The organism is Streptomyces mutomycini, assembly GCF_001700505.1.
GTDB lineage: Bacteria > Actinomycetota > Actinomycetes > Streptomycetales > Streptomycetaceae > Streptomyces > Streptomyces mutomycini.
Genome location: NZ_MAPV01000302.1, coordinates 1 through 20,600, shown reverse-complemented (window position 1 = coordinate 20,600; position 20,600 = coordinate 1). Strand labels below are relative to the sequence as shown.

The 20,600-nt window shown below is 71.5% G+C and carries 23 protein-coding genes; 11 read left to right on the top strand and 12 right to left on the bottom strand.

The features are described from left to right. Positions 1 to 59: 59 nt before the first annotated feature. Together BFF76_RS29905 and BFF76_RS29900 are read right to left on the bottom strand one after the other, a co-directional pair. On the bottom strand, positions 60 to 524 hold the full coding sequence (locus BFF76_RS29905; protein WP_031097010.1) for a lamin tail domain-containing protein: 465 nt from the start codon (positions 522 to 524) through the stop codon (positions 60 to 62). Positions 525 to 660: 136 nt separating this feature from the next. Next, complete coding sequence (locus BFF76_RS29900; RefSeq protein WP_031097013.1) at positions 661 to 1,416, bottom strand: SDR family oxidoreductase; 756 nt, start codon at positions 1,414 to 1,416, stop codon at positions 661 to 663. Positions 1,417 to 1,558: 142 nt separating this feature from the next. On the opposite strand from BFF76_RS29900, the gene BFF76_RS29895 reads away from it, so the two are divergent. Then, positions 1,559 to 3,226, top strand: a complete 1,668-nt coding sequence (locus BFF76_RS29895) for an alkaline phosphatase D family protein (protein WP_065849476.1) — start codon at positions 1,559 to 1,561, stop codon at positions 3,224 to 3,226. A 17-nt stretch (positions 3,227 to 3,243) separates the two neighbouring features. Here BFF76_RS29895 and BFF76_RS29890 read toward each other — a convergent pair whose 3' ends face one another. Continuing rightward, positions 3,244 to 4,251, bottom strand: coding sequence for a Gfo/Idh/MocA family protein (locus BFF76_RS29890; protein ID WP_053928468.1), 1,008 nt, complete (start codon positions 4,249 to 4,251; stop codon positions 3,244 to 3,246). Between the two features lie 84 nt (positions 4,252 to 4,335). On the opposite strand from BFF76_RS29890, the gene BFF76_RS29885 reads away from it, so the two are divergent. Together BFF76_RS29885 and BFF76_RS29880 are read left to right on the top strand one after the other, a co-directional pair. Beyond that, the gene (locus BFF76_RS29885) at positions 4,336 to 5,742 is read left to right on the top strand and encodes a Bcr/CflA family multidrug efflux MFS transporter (RefSeq protein WP_031097020.1); all 1,407 of its coding nucleotides are present in this window, start codon (positions 4,336 to 4,338) and stop codon (positions 5,740 to 5,742) included. 79 nt (positions 5,743 to 5,821) lie between these two features. After that, positions 5,822 to 6,817 carry a small ribosomal subunit Rsm22 family protein gene (locus BFF76_RS29880; protein WP_031097022.1) on the top strand — a complete coding sequence of 332 codons (996 nt, stop codon included), beginning with the start codon at positions 5,822 to 5,824 and terminating at the stop codon, positions 6,815 to 6,817. 26 nt (positions 6,818 to 6,843) lie between these two features. Here the strand turns inward: BFF76_RS29880 and ddaH are convergent, their stop codons facing one another. Then, positions 6,844 to 7,746 (bottom strand): dimethylargininase, encoded by a 903-nt coding sequence (ddaH, locus tag BFF76_RS29875; RefSeq protein ID WP_338058048.1) that lies wholly within the window; start codon positions 7,744 to 7,746, stop codon positions 6,844 to 6,846. Positions 7,747 to 7,845: 99 nt separating this feature from the next. On the opposite strand from ddaH, the gene BFF76_RS29870 reads away from it, so the two are divergent. Then, positions 7,846 to 8,475: a TetR/AcrR family transcriptional regulator gene (locus tag BFF76_RS29870; protein WP_031097029.1), complete on the top strand. Its 630-nt coding sequence runs from the start codon at positions 7,846 to 7,848 to the stop codon at positions 8,473 to 8,475. Positions 8,476 to 8,616: 141 nt separating this feature from the next. Then, positions 8,617 to 9,360, top strand: coding sequence for a bifunctional DNA primase/polymerase (locus tag BFF76_RS29865; protein WP_031097031.1), 744 nt, complete (start codon positions 8,617 to 8,619; stop codon positions 9,358 to 9,360). Positions 9,361 to 9,447: 87 nt separating this feature from the next. Here the strand turns inward: BFF76_RS29865 and BFF76_RS29860 are convergent, their stop codons facing one another. The 4 genes from BFF76_RS29860 to efeO are packed head-to-tail and all read right to left on the bottom strand — an operon-like array spanning position 9,448 to position 13,769. Continuing rightward, complete coding sequence (locus BFF76_RS29860; protein ID WP_051834700.1) at positions 9,448 to 10,455, bottom strand: SCO2278 family lipoprotein; 1,008 nt, start codon at positions 10,453 to 10,455, stop codon at positions 9,448 to 9,450. Further along, the gene (efeU, locus tag BFF76_RS29855) at positions 10,367 to 11,302 is read right to left on the bottom strand and encodes an iron uptake transporter permease EfeU (protein WP_031097034.1); all 936 of its coding nucleotides are present in this window, start codon (positions 11,300 to 11,302) and stop codon (positions 10,367 to 10,369) included. Before efeU ends, BFF76_RS29860 begins: the two co-directional genes overlap by 89 nt. 42 nt (positions 11,303 to 11,344) lie before the next feature. Beyond that, positions 11,345 to 12,619 (bottom strand): iron uptake transporter deferrochelatase/peroxidase subunit, encoded by a 1,275-nt coding sequence (gene efeB / locus BFF76_RS29850; RefSeq protein ID WP_065849475.1) that lies wholly within the window; start codon positions 12,617 to 12,619, stop codon positions 11,345 to 11,347. Positions 12,620 to 12,632: 13 nt separating this feature from the next. Beyond that, positions 12,633 to 13,769: an iron uptake system protein EfeO gene (gene efeO / locus BFF76_RS29845; RefSeq protein WP_053928465.1), complete on the bottom strand. Its 1,137-nt coding sequence runs from the start codon at positions 13,767 to 13,769 to the stop codon at positions 12,633 to 12,635. Positions 13,770 to 14,070: 301 nt separating this feature from the next. Between efeO and BFF76_RS29840 the strand changes: the two genes are divergently transcribed. Continuing rightward, positions 14,071 to 14,787, top strand: coding sequence for a PhzF family phenazine biosynthesis protein (locus tag BFF76_RS29840; RefSeq protein WP_065849474.1), 717 nt, complete (start codon positions 14,071 to 14,073; stop codon positions 14,785 to 14,787). A 24-nt stretch (positions 14,788 to 14,811) separates the two neighbouring features. On the opposite strand, the gene BFF76_RS29835 is transcribed toward BFF76_RS29840, so the two are convergent. Both BFF76_RS29835 and map read right to left on the bottom strand, forming a co-directional pair. Continuing rightward, positions 14,812 to 15,477: a biliverdin-producing heme oxygenase gene (locus tag BFF76_RS29835; RefSeq protein ID WP_031097040.1), complete on the bottom strand. Its 666-nt coding sequence runs from the start codon at positions 15,475 to 15,477 to the stop codon at positions 14,812 to 14,814. A 193-nt stretch (positions 15,478 to 15,670) separates the two neighbouring features. Then, entirely contained in the window at positions 15,671 to 16,528 is an 858-nt protein-coding gene (gene map / locus BFF76_RS29830) for a type I methionyl aminopeptidase (protein ID WP_053928463.1), read from the bottom strand. 58 nt (positions 16,529 to 16,586) lie between these two features. Between map and BFF76_RS29825 the strand changes: the two genes are divergently transcribed. Continuing rightward, on the top strand, positions 16,587 to 16,823 hold the full coding sequence (locus tag BFF76_RS29825; RefSeq protein WP_031097042.1) for a hypothetical protein: 237 nt from the start codon (positions 16,587 to 16,589) through the stop codon (positions 16,821 to 16,823). A gap of 123 nt (positions 16,824 to 16,946) precedes the next feature. Here the strand turns inward: BFF76_RS29825 and BFF76_RS29820 are convergent, their stop codons facing one another. Beyond that, positions 16,947 to 17,549: a hypothetical protein gene (locus BFF76_RS29820; RefSeq protein ID WP_031097043.1), complete on the bottom strand. Its 603-nt coding sequence runs from the start codon at positions 17,547 to 17,549 to the stop codon at positions 16,947 to 16,949. Between the two features lie 119 nt (positions 17,550 to 17,668). On the opposite strand from BFF76_RS29820, the gene BFF76_RS29815 reads away from it, so the two are divergent. The 3 genes from BFF76_RS29815 (at position 17,669) to BFF76_RS29805 (ending at position 18,997) form a co-directional block, all read left to right on the top strand. Next, a complete protein-coding gene (locus BFF76_RS29815; RefSeq protein ID WP_031097048.1) occupies positions 17,669 to 18,007 on the top strand; it encodes a hypothetical protein in 339 nt (112 codons plus the stop codon). 10 nt (positions 18,008 to 18,017) lie between these two features. Beyond that, on the top strand, positions 18,018 to 18,728 hold the full coding sequence (gene npdG / locus BFF76_RS29810; RefSeq protein WP_065849473.1) for an NADPH-dependent F420 reductase: 711 nt from the start codon (positions 18,018 to 18,020) through the stop codon (positions 18,726 to 18,728). Positions 18,729 to 18,808: 80 nt separating this feature from the next. Beyond that, positions 18,809 to 18,997, top strand: coding sequence for a hypothetical protein (locus tag BFF76_RS29805; RefSeq protein ID WP_065849472.1), 189 nt, complete (start codon positions 18,809 to 18,811; stop codon positions 18,995 to 18,997). A gap of 12 nt (positions 18,998 to 19,009) precedes the next feature. Here BFF76_RS29805 and BFF76_RS29800 read toward each other — a convergent pair whose 3' ends face one another. After that, positions 19,010 to 19,822, bottom strand: coding sequence for a site-2 protease family protein (locus tag BFF76_RS29800; RefSeq protein ID WP_065849471.1), 813 nt, complete (start codon positions 19,820 to 19,822; stop codon positions 19,010 to 19,012). A 124-nt stretch (positions 19,823 to 19,946) separates the two neighbouring features. Between BFF76_RS29800 and BFF76_RS29795 the strand changes: the two genes are divergently transcribed. Beyond that, the coding region (locus BFF76_RS29795; protein ID WP_065849470.1) for an AfsR/SARP family transcriptional regulator at positions 19,947 to 20,600 on the top strand (654 nt) is incomplete at its 3' end.

Below are 20,600 nucleotides of genomic sequence, written 5' to 3'. Positions count from 1 at the left end.
ACATAGAGGCACCCCCCGGCCGCGGCGGCCTCTTCAGATGGTCAGTGGCGGGCGGGTGGTCAGTGGCAGACCTTCACACCGCTGCCCTTCCCCCAGGAGCAGGAGTCCAGGAGGGAGCCGCTCGGCTTGATCAGCCGGGCCTTGTCGCCGGTGTTGTTCCATACGTACGAGCCGCGGTTCCAGTACACGTGGGCGCCGGAGTTCTTCCCCTTGCCGGTGTGGACCCGGACCGTCTTCCCGGCGGCGACGGTGTAGCCGGGGAAGGTGTAGGTGTAGCCGGTGTCGTCCTTCAGCTTGTAGCCCTTCAGCTGCAGCTTGGACTTGCCGTTGTTGTGGATGTCCACGTACTCGGCGTTCAGGGACGTGTTCGTCCGGGTGTCCTTGCCGGGGCTGTCGTACTGGATCTTGCCGAGGTGCAGCCCGCCCTGATGGGAGGCCGCCGAGGCCGGGGCCGTGGCGAGGAACGAGCCGGCCAGTGCGGTGGCGGCGGCCAGGGCGAGGGGCGCGGCGGTGCGTATGCGCATGAGGCGTGTTCCTTCTGTGTGCAACTGGTGAAGGTCAGTAGCATACGGTCAGCACGCGCTCTCCCGGGCTCAGTGGCGGAAATCCGCAAAACCCGTCATTCGGAGGTGAGTTCCGGGCGGGTGCGGAGCCGGGTGGTCAGCCCCGGCCGACGTACGGCATCGCCGTGGCCAGCACCGTCGCGAACTGCACATTGGCCTCCAGGGGCAGCTCCGCCATGTGCAGGACGGTCCTGGCCACGTCGTCCGCCGCCATGACCGGTTCGGCGGCCACCTCGCCGTTCGCCTGGAGGACGCCCGTGCTCATCCGCTCCGTCATGTCGGTCGCCGCGTTGCCGATGTCGATCTGCCCGCAGGCGATCCGGTACGGCCGCCCGTCCAGCGACAGGGACTTCGTCAGGCCCGTCACCGCGTGCTTGGTCGCCGTGTAGGCGATGGAGTGCGGACGTGGCGCGTGGGCCGAGACCGAGCCGTTGTTGATGATCCGGCCGCCCTGCGGGTCCTGCTCCTTCATCAGGCGGTAGGCCGCCTGTGCGCACAGGAACGTTCCGGTCAGATTGACGTCCACCACCGTCCGCCAGTCCTCGTACGCGAGATCCTCGACCGGCGCCGAACGCGGCCCGAACGTCCCCGCGTTGTTGAAGAGCAGGTCCAGCCTGCCGAAACGGTTCCGTACGGCGGTGAAGAGCGCGGCCACCCCGTCCGGGTCACTCACGTCGGTGGGTACGCACACCGTTGCGCCCGCGCCCGCCGCGGCGGCCGTCTCCTCCAGGGCCGCGGCCCGCCGTCCGGCCAGGGCCACCCTCCAGCCGGCACCCGCGAGGGTGAGGGCGACAGCCCTGCCGATTCCCGATCCCGCACCTGTCACGACGGCGGTTCTCTGCTCAGCGTTCATGGCCCGGCAGCGTACGGGAGGTTTCGCGGCGGCCGGCACGCGGTGCTCATCGCACCGCCATACGGATGTTGTGTACGTGCCAACGGGAAGTCGTCGTCCCGCACTCCAATGCCTCTGACAGCATCCGGCAGGGGAGGGGCATATGACACCCGCACAGATCAGCAGGACGCCCGGACAGGGACGCCATTCCGCCGTGCTGCGCAGTGCCGCACAGAGCTTCGGCTCCGGCGTGGGCCGCCGCCGTTTCCTCACCGTCACCGGAGCCGCCGCCGCGCTCGCCTTCGCCGTCAACCTGCCCGGCGCGGGCACCGCGGCCGCCGCCGAGCTCGACGCCCGGAAGATCACCGAGGACCCCTTCACCCTGGGGGTGGCGTCCGGAGACCCGCTGCCGGACTCCGTGCTGCTGTGGACGAGACTCGCGCCCCGCCCCTACGAGGCGGACGGCGGACTGCCCGCCGGGCGTGTCGAGGTCCGCTGGGAGATCGCCCGCGACGAACGCTTCCGCAGGATCGTCCGGCGCGGGTCCGCCACCGCCCACCCGGAGTTCGGGCACAGCGTCCATGTGGACGTGGACGGCCTCGACTCCGACCGGAGCTTCTACTACCGCTTCCGCGCCGGCAGCTGGACCAGCCCCACCGGCCGCACCCGCACCGCACCCGGCCGCGGAGCCCGCAACAGCTCGCTGACCCTGGCCGCCGTCTCCTGCCAGGCGTACCACGACGGCTACTTCACCGCCTACCGGCACCTCGCGGACGAGGACGTCGACGTGGTCTTCCACCTCGGCGACTACCTCTACGAATACGCCGTCACCGCCACCGGCGGCGCCCGCAAGTACACCGACCGCGTCCTGCCGGACCACTACGCCCGGGAGACGGTCACGCTGGAGGACTACCGCATGCGGTACGGCCTCTACAAGTCCGACCCCGACCTGCGCGCCGCACACGCCGCGCACCCCTTTGTCGTCACCTGGGACGACCACGAGACCGAGAACAACTACGCGGGCGACACCCCGGAGAACAGCGTCCCCCCGGAGGAGTTCCTGCTCCGCAGGGCCGCCGCCTACCGCGCGTACTGGGAGAACCAGCCGCTGCGCACCCCGCAGCGCCCCACCGGCCCCGACATGCGGCTCTACCGCCGGCTGCGCTTCGGCCGGCTCGCCCAGTTCGACATCCTCGACACCCGCCAGTACCGCAGCAACCAGGCGTACGGCGACGGCTGGAAGGTCCCGGGACCGGAGTCCGAGGACCCGTCGCGCACCATGACGGGCGCCGCCCAGGAGCGCTGGCTGCTCGACGGCTGGAAGACCTCGGACGCCCGGTGGAACGTCGTACCGCAGCAGGTCACCTTCGCCCAGCGGCGCGACGTGCCGACCGGCGCCTACAAGCTGTCCATGGACTCGTGGGACGGCTACCCCGCGTCCCGGCAGCGGATCATGGACGGCGCGGAGGCCGCCGGGATCGAGAACCTCATGGTGCTGACCGGAGACGTGCACGTCGGCTACGGCTTCGACCTCAAGAAGGACTTCGACGACCCGGCGTCCCGCACCGTCGGCACGGAGGTCGTGGCCACCTCGATCGCCAGCGGCAAGGACGGCTCCGAGAAGCCGGCCAACTGGAACAACCTGACCCAGGCCAATCCGCACATGAAGTTCTACAACGGCCGCCGCGGCTACGCGCTCGTCACCCTCGGCACGGAGCAGGCGCGTGCCGACTTCCGTACCGTGTCGGCCGTGACCACGCCCGGTGCGCCGGTCAGCACGGCCGCATCCTTCGTGACCGAGGCCGGGAACCCGGGGCTCACCCCCGCGTAACCCGGCCCGCCGCGAGGTCAGATCAGGTCGTCCGCCGGATAGCGGACGCCGACACGGTCACGCACCGCGTCGAGCGTCCGCATCACGGCGAGCGAACCCTCCAGCGGCACCAGCGGGGACTCCTTCTCGCCCGCCAGCAGCGCGCGCGTCACCTCGGCCGCCTCGTACTGCATGCCCGAAAGCCCCTGCGGGCCCGGGCCCGTGACGACCTTCTCGGGTTCGCGGCCCGGCCGGTGCAGGACGAAGTGCTCCGGGTGGAAGAAGCCCTGCGGGAAGTCGATCCGCCCCGCCGTGCCGGTGACCGACGCGACGGTCGGCAGGTCCCCGACGATCGAGCAGCTCAGCAGCGCCGTGGCACCGGAGTCCCACCCCAGCAGCATTCCGGTGTTCAGGTCGACGCCCTCCGGGGACAGCAGCGCGTCCGCCTGCACCCGGTCCGGCTCACCCAGCAGCAGCTGCGCGAACGACACCGGGTAGACCCCGAGGTCCAGCAGCGCGCCGCCGCCCAGCGCGGGATCACGCAGCCGGTGCTCGGCCCCGAAGGTGCCTGCGAAGCCGAAGTCGGCCTGCACCGTGCGGATCTCGCCGATCGCGCCGTCCCGCACCAGCTCGGTCATCCGGCGGATCAGCGGATTGCAGTACGTCCACATGGCCTCCATCAGGAACAGTCCGCGCTCCCGGGCCAGATCCACCAGCTCCCGCGCCTCACGCTCGTTGAGCGTGAACGCCTTCTCGCACAGCACGTGCTTGCCGGCCCGCAGAGCGAGCCCGGCCGCCTCCCGGTGCGCGGAGTGCGGGGTCGCGACGTAGACGACGTCGACGTCGTCGTCGGCGACGAGCTCCGCCCAACTGCCGTACGCCCGCCCGATCCCGAACCGCTCGGCGAACACCTTCGCGGAGGACTCGGAGCGGGACGCGACCGCCACGACCTCGGCCCCGGAGTCCTTCATCGCCAGCAGATCCCCCGTGAAGGTCGCGGCTATGCCGCCCGTCGCCAGTACACCCCAACGCACAGTCCCGCTCATGCCGCCCGCTCCCACACAAAAAGGTATCGACCACTACGACTGACCTGAGAGCATAGATGCGGATTCAACGAAGCGGAGAAGAGGATGCCGGACAGCGGCGAGAGCCGGGCCCAGCAAGAGCACGAACACATACCGACGAGCAGCGCCACCGCCACCCCCACCGCAGTGGGTGCGGCCGGGATGCCCGTCCCCACGAACACCGCGGCGGGCATCCCCGCCGCCTCCCTCACCACCGCGCCGGGCATCCCGGCCACCTCCACGACGACCGCACGGCGCGTCGGACTCCTGGTCACCCTGGTGCTGGGCGGGCTCACCGCACTGCCGCCCCTCTCCATGGACATGTACCTCCCGGCCCTGCCGGAGGTCACCGGCGCGCTGCACGCCCCGGCCGCGACCGTCCAGCTCACCCTGACGGCCTGCCTCACCGGAATGGCGCTCGGCCAGCTCGTCGTCGGCCCGATGAGCGACCGCTGGGGCCGGCGTACCCCGCTGCTCCTCGGCATGGTCGTCTACGTGATCGCCACCGCGATCTGCGCAGTCGCCCCCACCGCGGAACTCCTCATCGGCTTCCGCCTCCTGCAGGGGCTGGCCGGAGCCGCGGGCATCGTGATCTCACGGGCCGTCGTGCGTGACCTCTACGACGGCGACGAGATGGCGCGGTTCTTCTCCACCCTGATGCTGATCTCGGGCGTCGCGCCCGTCATCGCGCCCGTGATCGGCGGCCAGGTGCTGCAGTTCACCGACTGGCGCGGCATCTTCGTCGTCCTCACCTTCGTCGGCGTGCTGCTCACCCTCGTCGTCTGGAAGTGGCTCCACGAGACACTGCCCGTGGCACAGCGCCACACCGGCGGTGTCGGCGACGCGCTGCGCACCATGCGCGGGCTGCTGGCCGACCGGGTGTTCACCGGCTACATGATCGCGGGCAGTCTGGCCTTCGCCGCGCTCTTCGCCTACGTGAGCGCGTCGCCGTTCGTCGTCCAGGAGATCTACGGCGCCTCGCCGCAGACCTTCAGCCTGCTCTTCGGGATCAACTCCGTCGGACTGATCGCCGTCGGCCAGATCAACGGCAAGCTGCTCGTCGGGAGGGTCAGCCTCGACAAGGCACTCGGCGTCGGCCTCGCCGTCATCTGCGCCGCGGCGATCGCCCTGCTGCTGATGACCTCCGGGGTCTTCGGCGAGGTCGGCCTGCTGCCGGTGGCCGTCGGGCTGTTCGTGCTCATGTCCGCGATGGGCCTGGCGATGCCGAACACCAACACCCAGGCACTGATGCGCACCAGGCACGCGGCGGGCTCCGCCTCCGCGCTGCTGGGGACGACCCAGTTCCTGGTCGGCGCGATCGCCTCGCCCCTGGTCGGGATCGCCGGTGAGCAGACCGCCGTGCCGATGGCCGTGGTGCAGGTGGTCTGCGCACTGTCCGCGGTCGTGTGCTTCCTGCTGCTGTGCCGGCCGTGGCAGAACACCCGCGCGCCGCGGGGGCCGCTCACGAAGTGAGCGGCCGGCGTGAGGGGGCCGCCGGACCGTGGGAGCACCGGACTGCGGGGGGAGGGGCCGCTGCGCCTACAATTCGGCGGTGAACCCCTCCCTCTCCACCGCGGAAGCCCTGCGTGCGGCGCTGGCCGCCCTGCTCGACGGGCTGCCCCCGACGCAGGCCGCGCAGGCCGTCGACCGGCTGATCGCCAGCTACCGCGGGACCACCCCCACCGACGCACCCATCCTGCGGGACCGCTCGGACGTCGCCGCGTACGCCGCGTACCGGATGCCCGCGACGTTCGAGGCCGTACGGTCCTGCCTCGCCGCACTCCGCGAGGCCGCGCCCGACTGGGTGCCCGCCACCCACACCGACATCGGGGGAGGTACGGGCGCGGCGAGCTGGGCGGTCGCGGGGGCCTGGGACGGGCCGCGCACCACGGTCCTCGACTGGTCACAACCGGCACTCGCGCTCGGCCGTGAACTGGCCGAGGCCTCCGGTATCCCCGCCCTGCGGGCCGCCACCTGGGAACGGGCGAGGATCGGCACGTCACCGGCTCCTGCGCCCACGGACCTGGTGACCGTCTCGTACGTGCTCAAGGAGCTCACCGCCGGGGACCGGGCCGCCGTGGTGGACGCAGCGGCGTCGGCCGCGCAGGCCGTGGTCATCGTCGAGCCCGGCACCCCCGACGGCTACGACCGCGTCATCGAGGCCCGCGGCCGGCTGATCGCCGCAGGGCTGAGCGTCGCGGCACCCTGCCCGCACGACGAGGCGTGCCCCATCGAGCGCGGCACGGACTGGTGCCACTTCTCGGCGCGGGTCAGCCGCTCGTCGCTGCACCGCCAGGTCAAGGGCGGCTCGCTCAGCCATGAGGACGAGAAGTTCAGCTATGTCGTGGCCACCCGGTTCGCCACCGACCCGGCCACCGCCCGGGTCATCCGCAAGCCGCAGATCCGCAAGGGCCAGGTGCTGCTGGAGCTCTGCACCCGGGACGAGGGCCTGAAGCGCGCCACGGTCACCAAGCGGCACGGCACGCTCTACCGTGCCGCCCGGGACACCGCGTGGGGCGACGCCTGGCCGCCGCCCGAGGACGAATAGGCCCTTTCCCTCTCCGCCCGGCCGGGTCAGGCCCGCAGCTCCTGGGTGCAGCACTTCACGCTGCCGCCGCCCTTGAGCAGCTCGCCCAGATCCATCGGGACCGGCTCGAAGCCCCGGTCCCGCAGCGGGTCCAGGAGCCCCACGGCGGCCTGCGGGAGCAGCACGTGGCGCCCGTCGCTGACCGCGTTCAGGCCGAGCATGGCGGCGTCCGCCTCCTCGGCCAGCAGCGCGTCGGGGAAGAGCCGGGCCAGCACGGACCTGCTGCCCGGCGAGAAGGCCCCGGGGTAGTACATGATCTCGTCGGCCGCGTCGTCGAGGACGCAGAGCGCCGTGTCCAGGTGGTAGTAGCGCGGGTCCACCAGATCGAGGCCGATCACCGGCCGCCCGAAGAACTCCTGGGCCTCGTCGTGGGAGAGCGGACTGGACCGGAAGCCCCGTCCCGCCAGCAGATACGACGCGGTCACGGCGAAGTCGCCCTCGCCCTCGTTGACATGGGCCGGCTCGTGGATCTCGGTGAAGCCGTTGGCGCGGAACCACTCCCGGTGGGCCCCGGCCTCCGCGAACCGCTCCGGGTAGGCGAACAGGGCACCGAGCACCCGGCCGTCGATCACGGTGGCCCCGTTGGCGGCGAACACCATGTCGGGCAGGTCGGGACGGGGGACGAGGAGCTCCACGGTGTGACCGAGGGCCCGGTAGCGGTCGCGCAGGTCCTCCCACTGGGTGTTGGCCAGGGGCAGGTCCACGGGTTTGGACGGGTCCATCCACGGATTGATGGAGTACGTGACCTCGAAGTGGGCCGGGGCGCACATCAGGTAGCGACGAGGGGTGGCGTCACGGGTCAATGCAGGCTCCTCACGAACGGCGGCCGTTGCCGCCGGATCGGTGGGATGCGCACGGGGTGTGTGCGCGTCTACATGGTGCGTCAGCACCGGGCCGGTTCGCAGTGATCCGTTCGGGTGGTTTACGCGCGACGGCGGTTGACCGGACAAGACGATACGTATCGGACCGTGAGCCCTTAGGCTGGCCGCATGTCTCCTCACAAGGCGCCCGACTCCAGCCGTCGCAGCGACCGTTCCCGCCGCGCGATCCACGACGCCGCGCTCGCACTCGTCGGAGAGGTGGGCTACGCGAGGACGACGATCGAGGGTATCGCCGCCCGGGCCGGGGTCGGCAAGCAGACCATCTACCGCTGGTGGCCGTCGAAGGCGGCCGTGCTCATGGAGGCGTTCCTCGACATGGGCGCCCGGCAGGCGGCGGTCGCGGACACGACGGGAGGAGGCGGCGAGCACGGGATCCCCGACACCGGCGACCTGGCCGCCGACCTCAAGCTGGTCCTGCGGGCCACGGTCGACGAGCTGAACGACCCGGCGATCGAGGCACCCACCCGTGCCCTGACCGCCGAGGCGGTCATCGATCCGGCGCTCGGGGCCCGATTCGTCGAGAATCTTCTCGAACCCCAGCTCCAGTTGTATGTCACACGCCTGCGCTCGGCCCAGGAGGCCGGAGAGGTGCGCGCGGACGTCGATCCGCGCACCGCGCTGGAGCTCCTGATCGCCCCACTCACCCACCGCTGGCTGCTGAGAACGCTTCCACTGACCCACGATTACGCGGACTCCGTCGTCGACCACGCCCTGCGGGGGCTCTCGGTCCGGCCATGAGCCCGTCGCGCATTTCGTGACAATCCGTACTGCTCCGCCGATCTCTGCGCGACGGACCGGGCACCCCGCTCGGGCACTCTGGCCACCCGGGGAGCAGGATGGTGCGACGATGGAGGGGTAACCGCTGAGGTGAGGGGATAGATGGGCGCCGATTCCGGCCGCTATCGCGGCACAGAGGGCAGGATTTCCCAGTGGCTGCGCAGGCGGCCGAAACCGCAGCCGGAGGCCGACGACGCGGCGCGACTGGCGCTGCTCCTGGCCGTCGCCGAGGCAGGAATGCCCATCTCACCTGCGGCGCACCCGTCCGGCTACCGATGTTCGTGCGAGCGCATCGGCTGTCCGACCCCCGCGCGGCACCCCGTCTCGTTCGCATGGCAGACGCAGTCCACGACGGACCGCGCGCAGATCGAGCGCTGGGCGGCCGGTCAGCCGCTGGCCAACTTCATCACCGCGACGGGCCTGGTCCACGACGTCCTCGACGTCCCCCTCACCGCCGGGGCGTCAGCCCTGGAACGGCTCACCGCGGCGGGCATCGACGTCGGCCCCGTGGCCCAGTCCGGAACCGATCGGATGCTCTTCTTCACCGCCACCCGCGGCACCCCCGACGACGAGGACGAGTGGTGGCCGTGCGAGCTCGACTGCCACCCCGAGACCATGGACGAGCATCCGGGACTCCGCTGGCACTGCCGCGGCAGCTACGTCCTCCTGCCGCCCGCCCGGCTCCCCGGCGAGCTGGACGTGCACTGGATCCGCGGACCGGAGCACCCGCTGCCCGATCCGCTGACCCTCCTGGAGACGCTCACCGACGCCTGCGCGAAGTACGCGGACACGGCCGACGAGAGCGACCTCGACCATGACGCGGTGGCCTGGCCGCTCAGCCGCTGAGAGCGCCCGCTGCCGGCCGGCGGCACAGCGGCCGGGCGGCCCCACCGGGCGACAGGGGCCCGCGCAGGGCCCTGTCGCCCGTAGCGGTCAGGACCCCTGCGCCGCGACCAGACCGGGCAGCCGGTTCAGCACGCGCACCCGGCCGTCCGTCGCCCCTGAGCCTCCCGCGCCCTTCCTGGGCACGTAGACCAGCTGGCTGGAGACCCGCTCCTTGGTGAGGGTGCTCTTCACCTCGCCGGTCAGCAGCGCCTGCACGTCCGCAGTGACCGTCGGCCGCAGCCCCTCGGCCGCCGTCTGCCGCTCGAAGTGCTTGCTGCTGAAGAAGACCAGCGCCCCGCCGTCCTCGGTCGTCAGACCCAACGGCGCGAACGTCCCGGAATCCAGCGCCTGGTCGACGTACTGGTAGGAGAAGCCCGCCCTGCGGGTGTTCTTCCGCGCCTCCCGCCAGCCCGAGGTCATCGACCCGGCGGCGAACACGTCCGGTGCGCCCTCACCGAGGTAGTCGGTGTACGTGGCGCTCAGGTCCGAGGGCGGGGTGGCCAGCGCGGCGTCCGTGTCCGCGGAGGGCACCGGCTCCGCCCAGCCGTCGGCGTCCTTGCGGAACTTCGGGATCTCGGACGGGGAGGCCACCGCCAGATAGGAGGCCTTCCAGGGCGCGTCCGGCCCGGTGCGGACGAACGCCAGCAGCCAGCGGGTGTCCAGCTTCCCGCCGTCCTGGTCGCGGTTGGAGTCGGTGTCCGCGACGAACCAGCGCGGCCAGCCCGCCTTCTTGGGAATGGTGTACGAGGCGTCGGTCAGCTCCAGCGGCTTGTGCTGCGCGTTGCCCTCGGGGCTGTTCTTCTGCCGCGCCGCCAGGCCCGCCTGGTTGATCGCACCGAGCGAACCCGTCACCACGTCCTCGTCGAGCGCCGGATCGTACGCCTTGTCCGCCTTGTTGTACGCGACCGTGAAGTCCTCCAGGGCCTTCGCGGCCTCGGACTCCGTCGCTCCCGGTACTACTTCCAGCTCACCGTGTACCGTCACGCAGCCGCTCGCCGTGACGACCAGTACCGTCGCCGTCGCGAGCCCCGCCGCCAGTCGACCCAGCCTTCTCATCCGTTGCCTTCTGCGCCTTCTGATCCGTCGTCCGCACTGACCGCCTGAACCCTACCGGGGCGAGGAACAGCGCGAGCGTGGGGATGAGGTAGAGCGCCCACACCGTGACCTGGAGAACGGTCGGATCCGCCTGGAAGTTGAAGACCCCCTTGAGCAGGGTGCCGTACCAGCTGTCCGGCGGAATCGTGGTCGTGACGTCGAACGCCTTGTTCTCCAGGCCGCCGAGGAAACGGGCCTCCTGCAGGTCGTGCACGCCGTAGGCCAGCACCCCCGCCGCCACCACCACGAGCATGCCGCCCGTCCACGTGAAGAACTTCGACAGGTTGATCCGCAGCGCGCCCCGGTAGAACAGCCAGCTCAGCACGATCGCGGTCGCGATGCCCAGGAGCACCCCGACCAGCGGTGACGAGGAACCCTCACCGCTCGCCCGCACCGACGCCCACACGAACAGCGCGGTCTCCAGGCCCTCACGGCCGACCGCCAGGAACGCGGTGGCCACCAGGGCGCCGGTGCCCATCGCGAGCGCCGTGTCGAGCCTGCCGTGCAGCTCCGTCCTCAGGTGCCGCGCGGTACGGCGCATCCAGAACACCATCCAGGTCACGAGCCCGACGGCGATGACCGACAGCGAACCGCCGAGCATCTCCTGCGCCTCGAACGTCAGCTCCTGCGAACCGAATTCGAGCGCGGCGCCGAACGCCAGCGAGATGGCGCAGGCTATGGCGATGCCGGTCCACACCGGGCGCAGCGCGTCACGGCGGCCGGTCTTGACCAGGTAGGCGACGAGGATGCAGACGACGAGGCCGGCCTCGAGCCCCTCGCGCAGGCCGATCAGGTAGTTGCCGAACATGCCGGTCCTTCCACGGTGAGGGTCATGAGAAAAGCGCCCGGGTCACGAGAACAGCGCCCGGCCCCACCAGTCGTCCGTGTCGCGGACGCCGGGCGGAACGGCGAAGACCGCCGAACCCACGTGCTGGATGTATTCGTTGAGCGCGTCCGAGGCGGCGAGGCTGCGCTGCACCGGGATGAAGCCCGTCCGGACGTCGCGCTGGTAGGCCAGGAAGAACAGCCCCGCGTCGAGCCTGCCCAGACCGTCAGTACCGTCGGTGAAGGAGTAGCCGCGGCGCAGGATCGTCGCCCCGTCGTTGGTGTCCGGGTGCGCCAGGCGCACGTGCGCGGTCGGCAGCATCGCCTTCAGGAACGGTTCGTCGCGCTCCTTGGCCTTGCCGACCGGGGCACCCTCGCCCTTGTCCCGGCCGAAGATGTCCTCCTGCTCCTGCAGCGGAGCCCGGTCCCACGTCTCGATGTGCATCCGGATGCGCCGGGCCACCAGATACGAACCGCCGGCCATCCACCCGGCGCCGTCCTTCGCGCCCGCCCACACGTGCTTCCTCAGGGCCGCGTCGTCCGTGCCCGAGATGTTCCGGGTGCCGTCCTTGAACCCCATCATGTTGCGCGGGGTCTGCGAGCCCGGCGTCGTCGAGGACGTCTTGCCGAACCCGAGCTGCGACCAGCGGATGGCGGTGCGGCCCATCCCGATCCTGGCGAGGTTGCGGATGGCGTGCACGGCCACCTGCGGGTCGTCCGCGCAGGCCTGGACGCACAGGTCCCCGCCGCTGCGTGCGGAGTCCAGGTTGTCGCCGGGGAACTTCGGCAGATCCACCAGCGCTTCGGGGCGCCGGTCCTCCAGGCCGAAGCGGTCCCGGGCGAACAGGGACGGGCCGAAGCCGATCGTGAGCGTGAGCCGCGACGGCCGCAGGCCCAGCGCCTCACCCGTGTCGTCCGGCGGGGCTTCGGCCGCCCCTCCGTACGCACCCTCGCCGACGGCCCGTCCGGCCGTCATCCGCTCGGCGGCCCGCGTCCACTCCTTCAGGAGGGCGGCCAGTTCGGCCCGGTCCCCGGTCGTCACGTCGAACGCGGCGAAGTGCAGCCTGTCCTGGACGGCGGTGGCGATACCCGCCTGGTGCGCCCCGTGGAAGGGCACCGCCGCGCCGCTGTCCACGGCCGGCTCCGTGCCTTCGCCCGAGCGCACCGCGGCGACCGCGCCGCCGGCCGCCGCGGCGCCGAGCGCCAGCCCGGCACCGCCCCAGCCGAGCAGTGCGCGACGCGACGGTGCGGGCGCGCCGCCCGTGCCCTTGTCCCCGGTGTCCGCAGTGTCCCCGGTCATCGTCCCGCCCCCGCTACTTCGTGACCGCGGCGGCCAGCTTGGACAGCGGCTCCGCGAGTGCGTTGACCGCGTCGGAGAGCTCCTTGCGGTCCGCCTTGCCGACCTTGTCGTACGAGGTGAAGTCGTAGGAGGACTTGTCCGTGCGGTACTTGTCCAGCAGGGTGTTCAGCGCCGCGAACTGCTTGTCCAGGGTGGCGGTCAGCGCGGCGTCGTTCTTCGACGCGATGGGCTCGAGGAGCGTGTAGGACCGCTCCGCGCCCTCGACGTTCGCCTTGAAGTCGACGAGGTCGGTGTGGCTGTAGCGCTCCTCCTCACCGGTGACCTTGCCGGTGGCGACCTCGTCGAGGAGCTCCTTGGCGCCGTTGGCCATGGAGGTCGGGGTGATGTCGGCCCGGCCGACCCGCTTCTGCCAGTCCAGCAGGTCCTTGTAGAGGACGGGAGCGAGTGCCTTCTCCTCGGCGCCCAGCTTCTCGTCCTGCCACAGCGCCTTCTCCAGGCGGTGCCAGCCGGTCCACTTCTGGCCGTCCTCCAGGCCGTCCTCGCGGACGTCGACCTTCGGGTCGATGTCACCGAAGGACTCGGCGACCGGCTCGGTGCGCTCCCAGCCGATCCGGGAGTCCGCGTACGCCTTCTTCGCCGCCTCGATGTCGCCCGCGGCCACGGCGTCCGTGAAGACCTTCACCTTGGGCAGCGTCTCGTCGGCCTGCGCCTGCACGTAGTCGCGGTAGCCGGCGACGGCCTTGTCCATCTCCGGGCTGCGCGCGGCGGCCTTCCCCCCGGTGACCTCGACGGTCTGGCGGATGCCCTTGCCCTTCATGCCGGGCTTGCAGGCGATCTCGTACGTCCCGGCCTTGATCTCGGCCGTGATCCTCGCCTTGGTGCCCGGGCCGATGTTCTCGCGCTCGGTGACGATCCGGTCGTCCGGGAAGAGGACGTAGACCTCGGTCACCTTGGAGCCCTTGTTCTCCACGGCGAGTTCGACGTGCCCGGCCGGGATCTTCTTGGACGACACCTCACAGGAGTCGTCCTTGGCGACGACCTGTACGGCGCCGTCGCCCTTGCCGTCGCTCTTCTCGGCGCAGCCCGTGACGGCGGTCAGTGCGGCCACCACGGCGACAGCGGTGACGACGGAGGGACGAACGGCTCGCATGCGGGGCTCCACGAGGGTGAAAGAGCGGGGGTGGTGCGGACGAATAGCAGGTGAGGCGCGCCTAACTTAACCGTGCCTAACCTCACCGGAACCCCTACTGCGCGTGATTCGGGTCTCACTCCGGGGCGCCGGAAACGCCCCGGTCACAGGAGGCTCATGGGGAACCCACAGAAAGGTCAATGGCGGGTCAAGTAAGCCTTTTCGTCCCTACGGGCGTCATCCCGCTCCGCGGCCGCCTCCGGCGCGGGGCCCGCGGCCCCGTGGCGGCGTACCCGAGCCCGGACGGTGCTTGAATGCGTGCGTGAACGACTTCGACGTACCCGACGGCATGGACGTACTGCGCGTGTTCTGCGGCCCGGACGGCCGGTACGGCAACCCGCTCGGCGTCGTACGGGACGGGCGCGGATACCCCGACGACGACTCCCGGCAGGCGCTGGCCAGGAAGCTCGGCTTCAGCGAGACCGTGTTCGTGGACGACCCCGAGCGCGGCATCGTCGACATCCGCACGCCGGAACTCCGGCTGCCGTTCGCCGGGCACCCGGTCGTCGGGGCGGCCTGGCTGCTCGACCTGGAGATCCTGGAGCTGCCCGTCGGGGACGTGGAGGCGCGCCAGGACGGTGAGTTCACCTGGATCACGGCCCGGCCCGAATGGGCGCCGGCCAGGACGCTGGAGCGGTACGCCTCGGTCGCGGAGGTCGAGGCGCTGACCGGACCGCCGCCCGGCGAGGGCCCGCTCTACGTCTGGGCCTGGGAGGACGAGGCGGCCGGCCGGGTGCGGGCGAGGTCCTTCCCCCGGCGTCATGATGAGCGCGGCGACAGCCGCTCCGGTGGAGCCGGTGCTTGCGCCGGATGCATCGGCGAGGACGAGGCGACCGGCGCCGCGGCCATGCTGCTGAGTGCCGAACTCGGCCGGGCGCTCAACGTCACGCAGGGCCGCGGCTCCCAGATCCTCACCGCGCCCGCACCGGACGGCATGGTGGAAGTCGCGGGACGCGTCCTGCTGGAGGTCGCGTCCTGACCGCGCGCCCGGCGGCGAGAGGCGTCACGCGCTGAGCGGGAAGACCTCGCCCAGCTCGCGGAAGACGGCGGTGTTCAGCGCGAAGGCACGCTTGCACTCGTCGATGATGCGCTGCTTCTCCAGGTCGTCGGCGTTCACCGCGTCCAGCAGCTCGCGGTAGTCCCGCTTGAAGGCGGCGGGGTTGGGGATCTGCTCGAACACGTAGAACCGGACCCCGTCGCCCTTGCGCTCGAAGCCCCACGTCTTCTCCGCGGTACCGCGGATGATCTGGCCGCCCGAGAGGTCCCCGAGGTATCGGGTGTAGTGGTGCGCTATGTATCCGGCGGGCCACTCCCGCGCGCACTCGGCGACCCGTGCGGCGTACGCGGCGGTCGCGGGCAGCGGCTCCAGGCCCTCGCGCCACCCCTCGCCGCGCAGGTGGGTGAGGTCGCGCTCCAGCTCGGCGGCGCGCATCAGCTCCGGCTGGATGAAGGGCCCGGCGACCGGGTCCTCACGCAGGGACTGCGCACCGTCCTCCAGTGCCCGGTAGACGAACCACAGCTGCTCGGTGTAGCGCGTGTACGCGTCCACCCCGAGCCGTCCGCCGAGCATGTCGCCCATGAAGGTCGAGGACTCGGCCTCCGTGTGCTGCTCGTGCGAAGCGGTGCGGATGAGCGTCGAGAAGGGCGTGGTGGTGGCGGTCGAGTCCAAGGCGGGCCTCCGGGGACCGAGGGGACGGGAAGTCCGGGCGGAAACGTACATACCGGCGGCGACTGGACACGCCGCCGCGCACCGATGTGCCGATCCTCCTGCTTAGGTTTGCCTAAGTCAACAAGTTCCCGACCGGCTGTCGGTAAATCCGGTGGCCGCCGGCCTGTCCGCGCCGCCCATCCGTCCCCCGGGCCTACGGGAGGGTCAGGATGTCCGCCCCGGTCTCGGTCACCACCAGGGTGTGCTCGAACTGCGCGGTGCGCTTCCGGTCCTTCGTCACCACGGTCCAGCCGTCGTCCCACATGTCGTAGTCGTGGGTCCCGAGCGTCAGCATCGGCTCGATCGTGAACGTCATCCCGGGCTGCATCACGGTCGTCGCGTGCGGGCTGTCGTAGTGCGGGATGATCAGGCCGGAGTGGAACGAGGAGTTGATCCCGTGCCCGGTGAAGTCCCGCACCACCCCGTAGCCGAACCGCTTCGCGTACGACTCGATGACGCGCCCGATCACATTGATCTGCCGTCCGGGCCGCACCGCCTTGATGGCGCGGTTCAGCGACTCCCGGGTGCGCTCGACGAGCAGCCGCGACTCCTCGTCGACGTCGCCGCAGAGGTAGGTGGCGTTGTTGTCCCCGTGCACTCCGTCGATGTACGCGGTGACGTCGAGGTTCACGATGTCGCCGTCCCGCAGCACGGTCGAGTCGGGGATGCCGTGGCAGATGACCTCGTTGAGCGAGGTGCAGAGCGACTTCGGGAAGCCCCGGTAGCCGAGGGTCGACGGATAGGCCCCGTGGTCCACCATGAACTCGTGGGCGATCCGGTCCAGTTCGTCCGTGGTGACCCCCGGGACGATGTGCTTGGCGGCCTCCTCCATCGCCTGCGCCGCGATGCGGCCCGCGATCCGCATGCGCTCCACGGTGTCGGAGTCCTGGACCTCCGGGCCGGTGTACGGAGCGGGAGCGGGCTTCCCCACGTACTCGGGGCGCCGGATCCTTCCGGGAACGGAACGGACGGGAGTGATCTCCCCTGGTGCGAGAAGCGACTGGCCAGACATGTCAGCGAGTCTAACCAGCGTGCTCGGGGCACGATGGCAACGAGGAAAGGATTCCGCAATGGCCATGTTCAAGAAGCGCACGGTGGGCAAACCGGGCGAGTGGTACTACTGCCTGGAGCACAAAAAGGTCGAGGAGGGCCCCGAGTGCCCGGGGAAGGACCGCTTCGGCCCCTACGCGACCCCGGGCGAGGCGCAGCGCGCGATGGACACGGCGCGTGAGCGGAACCTCGAATGGGAGACCGACCCGAAGTGGCACGACCGCTCGGACAAGCCGACGGACGAGACGCCGGACTAGGGTCTTCCGTCTGGATCAGGCCGGATCAGGGAGCGGTGCCAGGGCACGCGAGAGGGGCGTGATCCGAACGAGAGGCCCTGGGGCCTCTCGGGGCCTCTCGGGGTCTCGCGCCCCGGCGGGCCCTCACCAGCGCTCCGGTGGAGGCGCCGTCAGCTGGTCGGCCAGCCGGGAGAGCCGGTCACGGAACGTGCGGCGGCCCCGGGGTGCCGGGGCGCCGTTCTCTCCCGCAGCCGCGCTGACCAGGTGCTGGACCGTGTCCAGGTCGACCTCGGCGCCGGCGGCCACCGTCAGCGCCTCATGGGCGAGGCCCCGCACCTCCGCGTCACCGCCGTCCAGTGTCAATACCGTCGCCCCCGCACGCCGCGCGTCGTGCACACGTTCCAGCAGGCCGCCGCCCGGCCGCTCGGGCGCCACCACGAGCAGCGTCTCGCCGCGCCCGGCCGTCTCGATGCGGCCCAGACCGGCGGCCAGGTGCACCGGGTCGTCCGGGTCCACCCGGTGGCGTACGAGCGTGGGCCGCAGCTGCGGCAGGCCCGACCAGGTGGACTCGTCCACCAGGTGCGCGGCCATGTGCCACGGCTCGTAGACCTCGGTCCCCACCAGCAGCAGCCCTCCGCCCCGCGGGACGACCGAGGACCGCAGGGTCCGGGCGAACCCCCGGGCGGCCGAGGGCCACTCCGTCCCGGCGAGCACTTCACGCAGCAGGGCGACACGTACGGCATCCATGGCCCGGCATCATGCCCGCAGGTCCTCACCCTGCGCTGCCCGATCGCGGCAGTCCACCCGAACGGGAACTGCCGGGACGCGGCGCTGCCGTCCGCTGCCGGACCTGTCACGATGACGCCATGACCACAGCGGACGTCTTCGCCCGGGCCCGGATGCTCGGCTGGACGCTCCTGGTCCTCCCGTTGTCGTTCGCCCTCCTGCGTGGCTGGGCCCCCGCACGGGTGCGCCGCCGGGCCACGCCGCGCATGGTGCGGGTGCGCGGTGCCGCGGGCCTGGTCCTCTGGGCGAGCGCCGTGACATCAGCCGCGTTCCAGTCGTCCGGGGTCCTCGACGACGGCTGGCACCCCGTCAGGATCCTTGCGGGGCCGGTGGCGGTGCTCGTCGCGATCGTCCTCGTCGCCGTGACGGATGTCGCAGAGCGACGTCGGCGCGGGGTGCCCCTCCCCGCCTCGCAGTAGGGTCGGCGCCATGACTACGAATGACAGTGGAAGCGCCCCCAAGCCCCCCGCCAAGGACCCCTGGGACCTCCCCGACGTGTCCGGCCTGACCGTGGGCGTGCTCGGCGGAACAGGCCCCCAGGGCCGCGGCCTCGCCTACCGCTTCGCCCGCGCCGGGCAGAAGGTCGTCATCGGCTCCCGCGCCGCCGACCGGGCGGAGGCCGCCGCCGCCGAGCTGGGCCACGGAGTCAAGGGCGCGGACAACGCGGAGTGCGCGCGCCGCAGCGACATCGTGATCGTCGCCGTGCCCTGGGACGGCCACGCCAAGACGCTGGAATCCCTGCGCGAGGAGCTCGCCGGGAAGCTCGTCGTCGACTGCGTCAACCCGCTCGGCTTCGACAAGAAGGGCGCCTACGCCCTGAAGCCCGAGGAGGGCAGCGCAGCCGAGCAGGCCGCCGCCCTGCTGCCCGAGTCGCGGGTGACCGCAGCCTTCCACCACCTCTCGGCGGTCCTCCTCCAGGACGAGGCGATCGAGGAGATCGACACCGACGTGATGGTGCTGGGCGAGGCACGTGCCGACACGGACACCGTGCAGGCCCTCGCGAGCCGCATCCCCGGCATGCGCGGTGTCTTCGCCGGCCGGCTGCGCAACGCGCACCAGGTCGAGTCGCTCGTGGCGAACCTGATCTCCGTCAACCGCCGCTACAAGGCACACGCGGGGCTGCGCACCACCGACGTGTGAGCCCGTGCCCGGAGCCGAATCGGGCATGAGGGACACTGGACGGGACCGCGCACCATCCCCGGACAGGAGCACCAGCCCTCATGCCCCGCCTCGCTCTCTACGCCAGCATTGTCTGCGTCCTCGCCGTCACCGCAGCCGTGGTGTCCTTCGTCGAGGGCAGCCTCCTCGGAATCGTCTGGGTGCTGCTGGCCGGTCTCTCCTCGAACATGGCGTGGTTCTACGTGCGCAGGCACCGCGCGGAGTCCCACGCCGAGGCCGCCGCCCGCTAGCGGTGCCCCGCGTCAGCGGATCATCGCGCAGCCCGGGGCCTGGTCGCCGAACCACTCCTGCCAGAAGCGGTAGGTGTCGAGCCCGCAGTACGTCTCGACCTCGCTGACGCCCAGGCCCCGCAGCAGCGCGTCCACCGCGTCGAAGAAGACCCCGTTGACCTCGGGGATCCACAGGAGCGCGAAGACCGCGATCAGCCCGAAGGGCTGATACGGCTCCATCTTGCGCCGGACCTTGTACGAGAGCCACGGCTCGATCACGCCGTAGCCGTCGAGGCCCGGCACCGGCAGGAAGTTCAGGATCGCCGCCGTCACCTGGAGCAGCGCCAGGAGCGCCAGCGCGAACCGGAAGACCGGCGGGACGCCGTCCAGCGCGCCCAGCCAGAACGGCGCCGTGCAGACGACGGCGAACAGCACGTTCGTCAGGGGCCCCGCCGCCGAGATCAGGCTGTGCTTCCAGCGTCCGCTGATACGGCCCCGCTCGATGTAGACCGCCCCGCCCGGCAGGCCGATGCCACCCATGATCACGAACAGCACGGGGAGCACGATGCTCAGCAGGGCATGGGTGTACTTGAGCGGATTGAGCGTCAGATAGCCCTTCGCCCCGATCGAGATGTCGCCGCCGTGCAGCGCGGTGCGCGCGTGCGCGTACTCGTGGAGACAGAGCGAGACGATCCAGGCCGCGGTGACGAAGAGGAAGACCGCGAAGCCGGTCTGCTCGGCGAAGTCCGTCCACACCGCCCAGCCCGAGACGGCCATGACGGCGACGATCCCGAGGAAGATCGGACTGACCCGCCGGTCGCTGGGGCGGCGGAAGGCGGTGGTCATCGGCGGCACTCCTGGGGGCTGGACGGCTGGCTGGGGCCCCCGAGCGTACGGGTGACACGGCGAGAACGTCTCACCCACGGGTGGTAGTTCCGCGGAGGAGGGTGCCGTCACGGACAATGGGCCCGTGCACTACGGCATCCTCGGTACCACCCGCGCCCTCCGTGCCGACGGCACGGCCGTCGCCCTCGGCGGGGCGCGGCTGCGCGCCCTGCTCACCGTGCTCGCGCTGCGCCCCGGACGTACGGTCCCGGCCGGGGTGCTCGTCGACGAGGTGTGGGACGGCGACCCGCCGGCCGACGCCCCGGGCGCCCTGCAGGCACTTGTGAGCCGCCTCAGGCGCGCGCTGGGCCGGGAAGCGGTCGAGTCCGCGGAGAACGGTTACCGCCTCGTCGCCGATCCGGACGCCGTGGACCTGCACCGCTTCGAGCGGCTCGCGGCGGAGGGCGCCAGAGCGCTGGAGGAGGGCGACGCGGCGAAGGCCGCCACGGTCCTCGATGACGCGCTCGCCCTGTGGCGCGGGCCGGCACTCGCCGACCTGCCGGACCGCGCCGTGGCAGCCGCCCGCTGGGAGGGCGGCCGCCTGGACGCCCGCAGGACCCGGATCGAGGCGGTCCTCGCGCAGGGCCGCACCGACGACGCCCTGCCCGAACTGGCCGGGCTCTGTGCCGACCACCCGCTGGACGAGCCCCTGCAGGTACTCCGCATCAGGGCGCTGCGGGACGCCGGGCGCACCGCGCAGGCACTCGTGGCGTACGACGAGGTGCGCACCCTGCTCGCC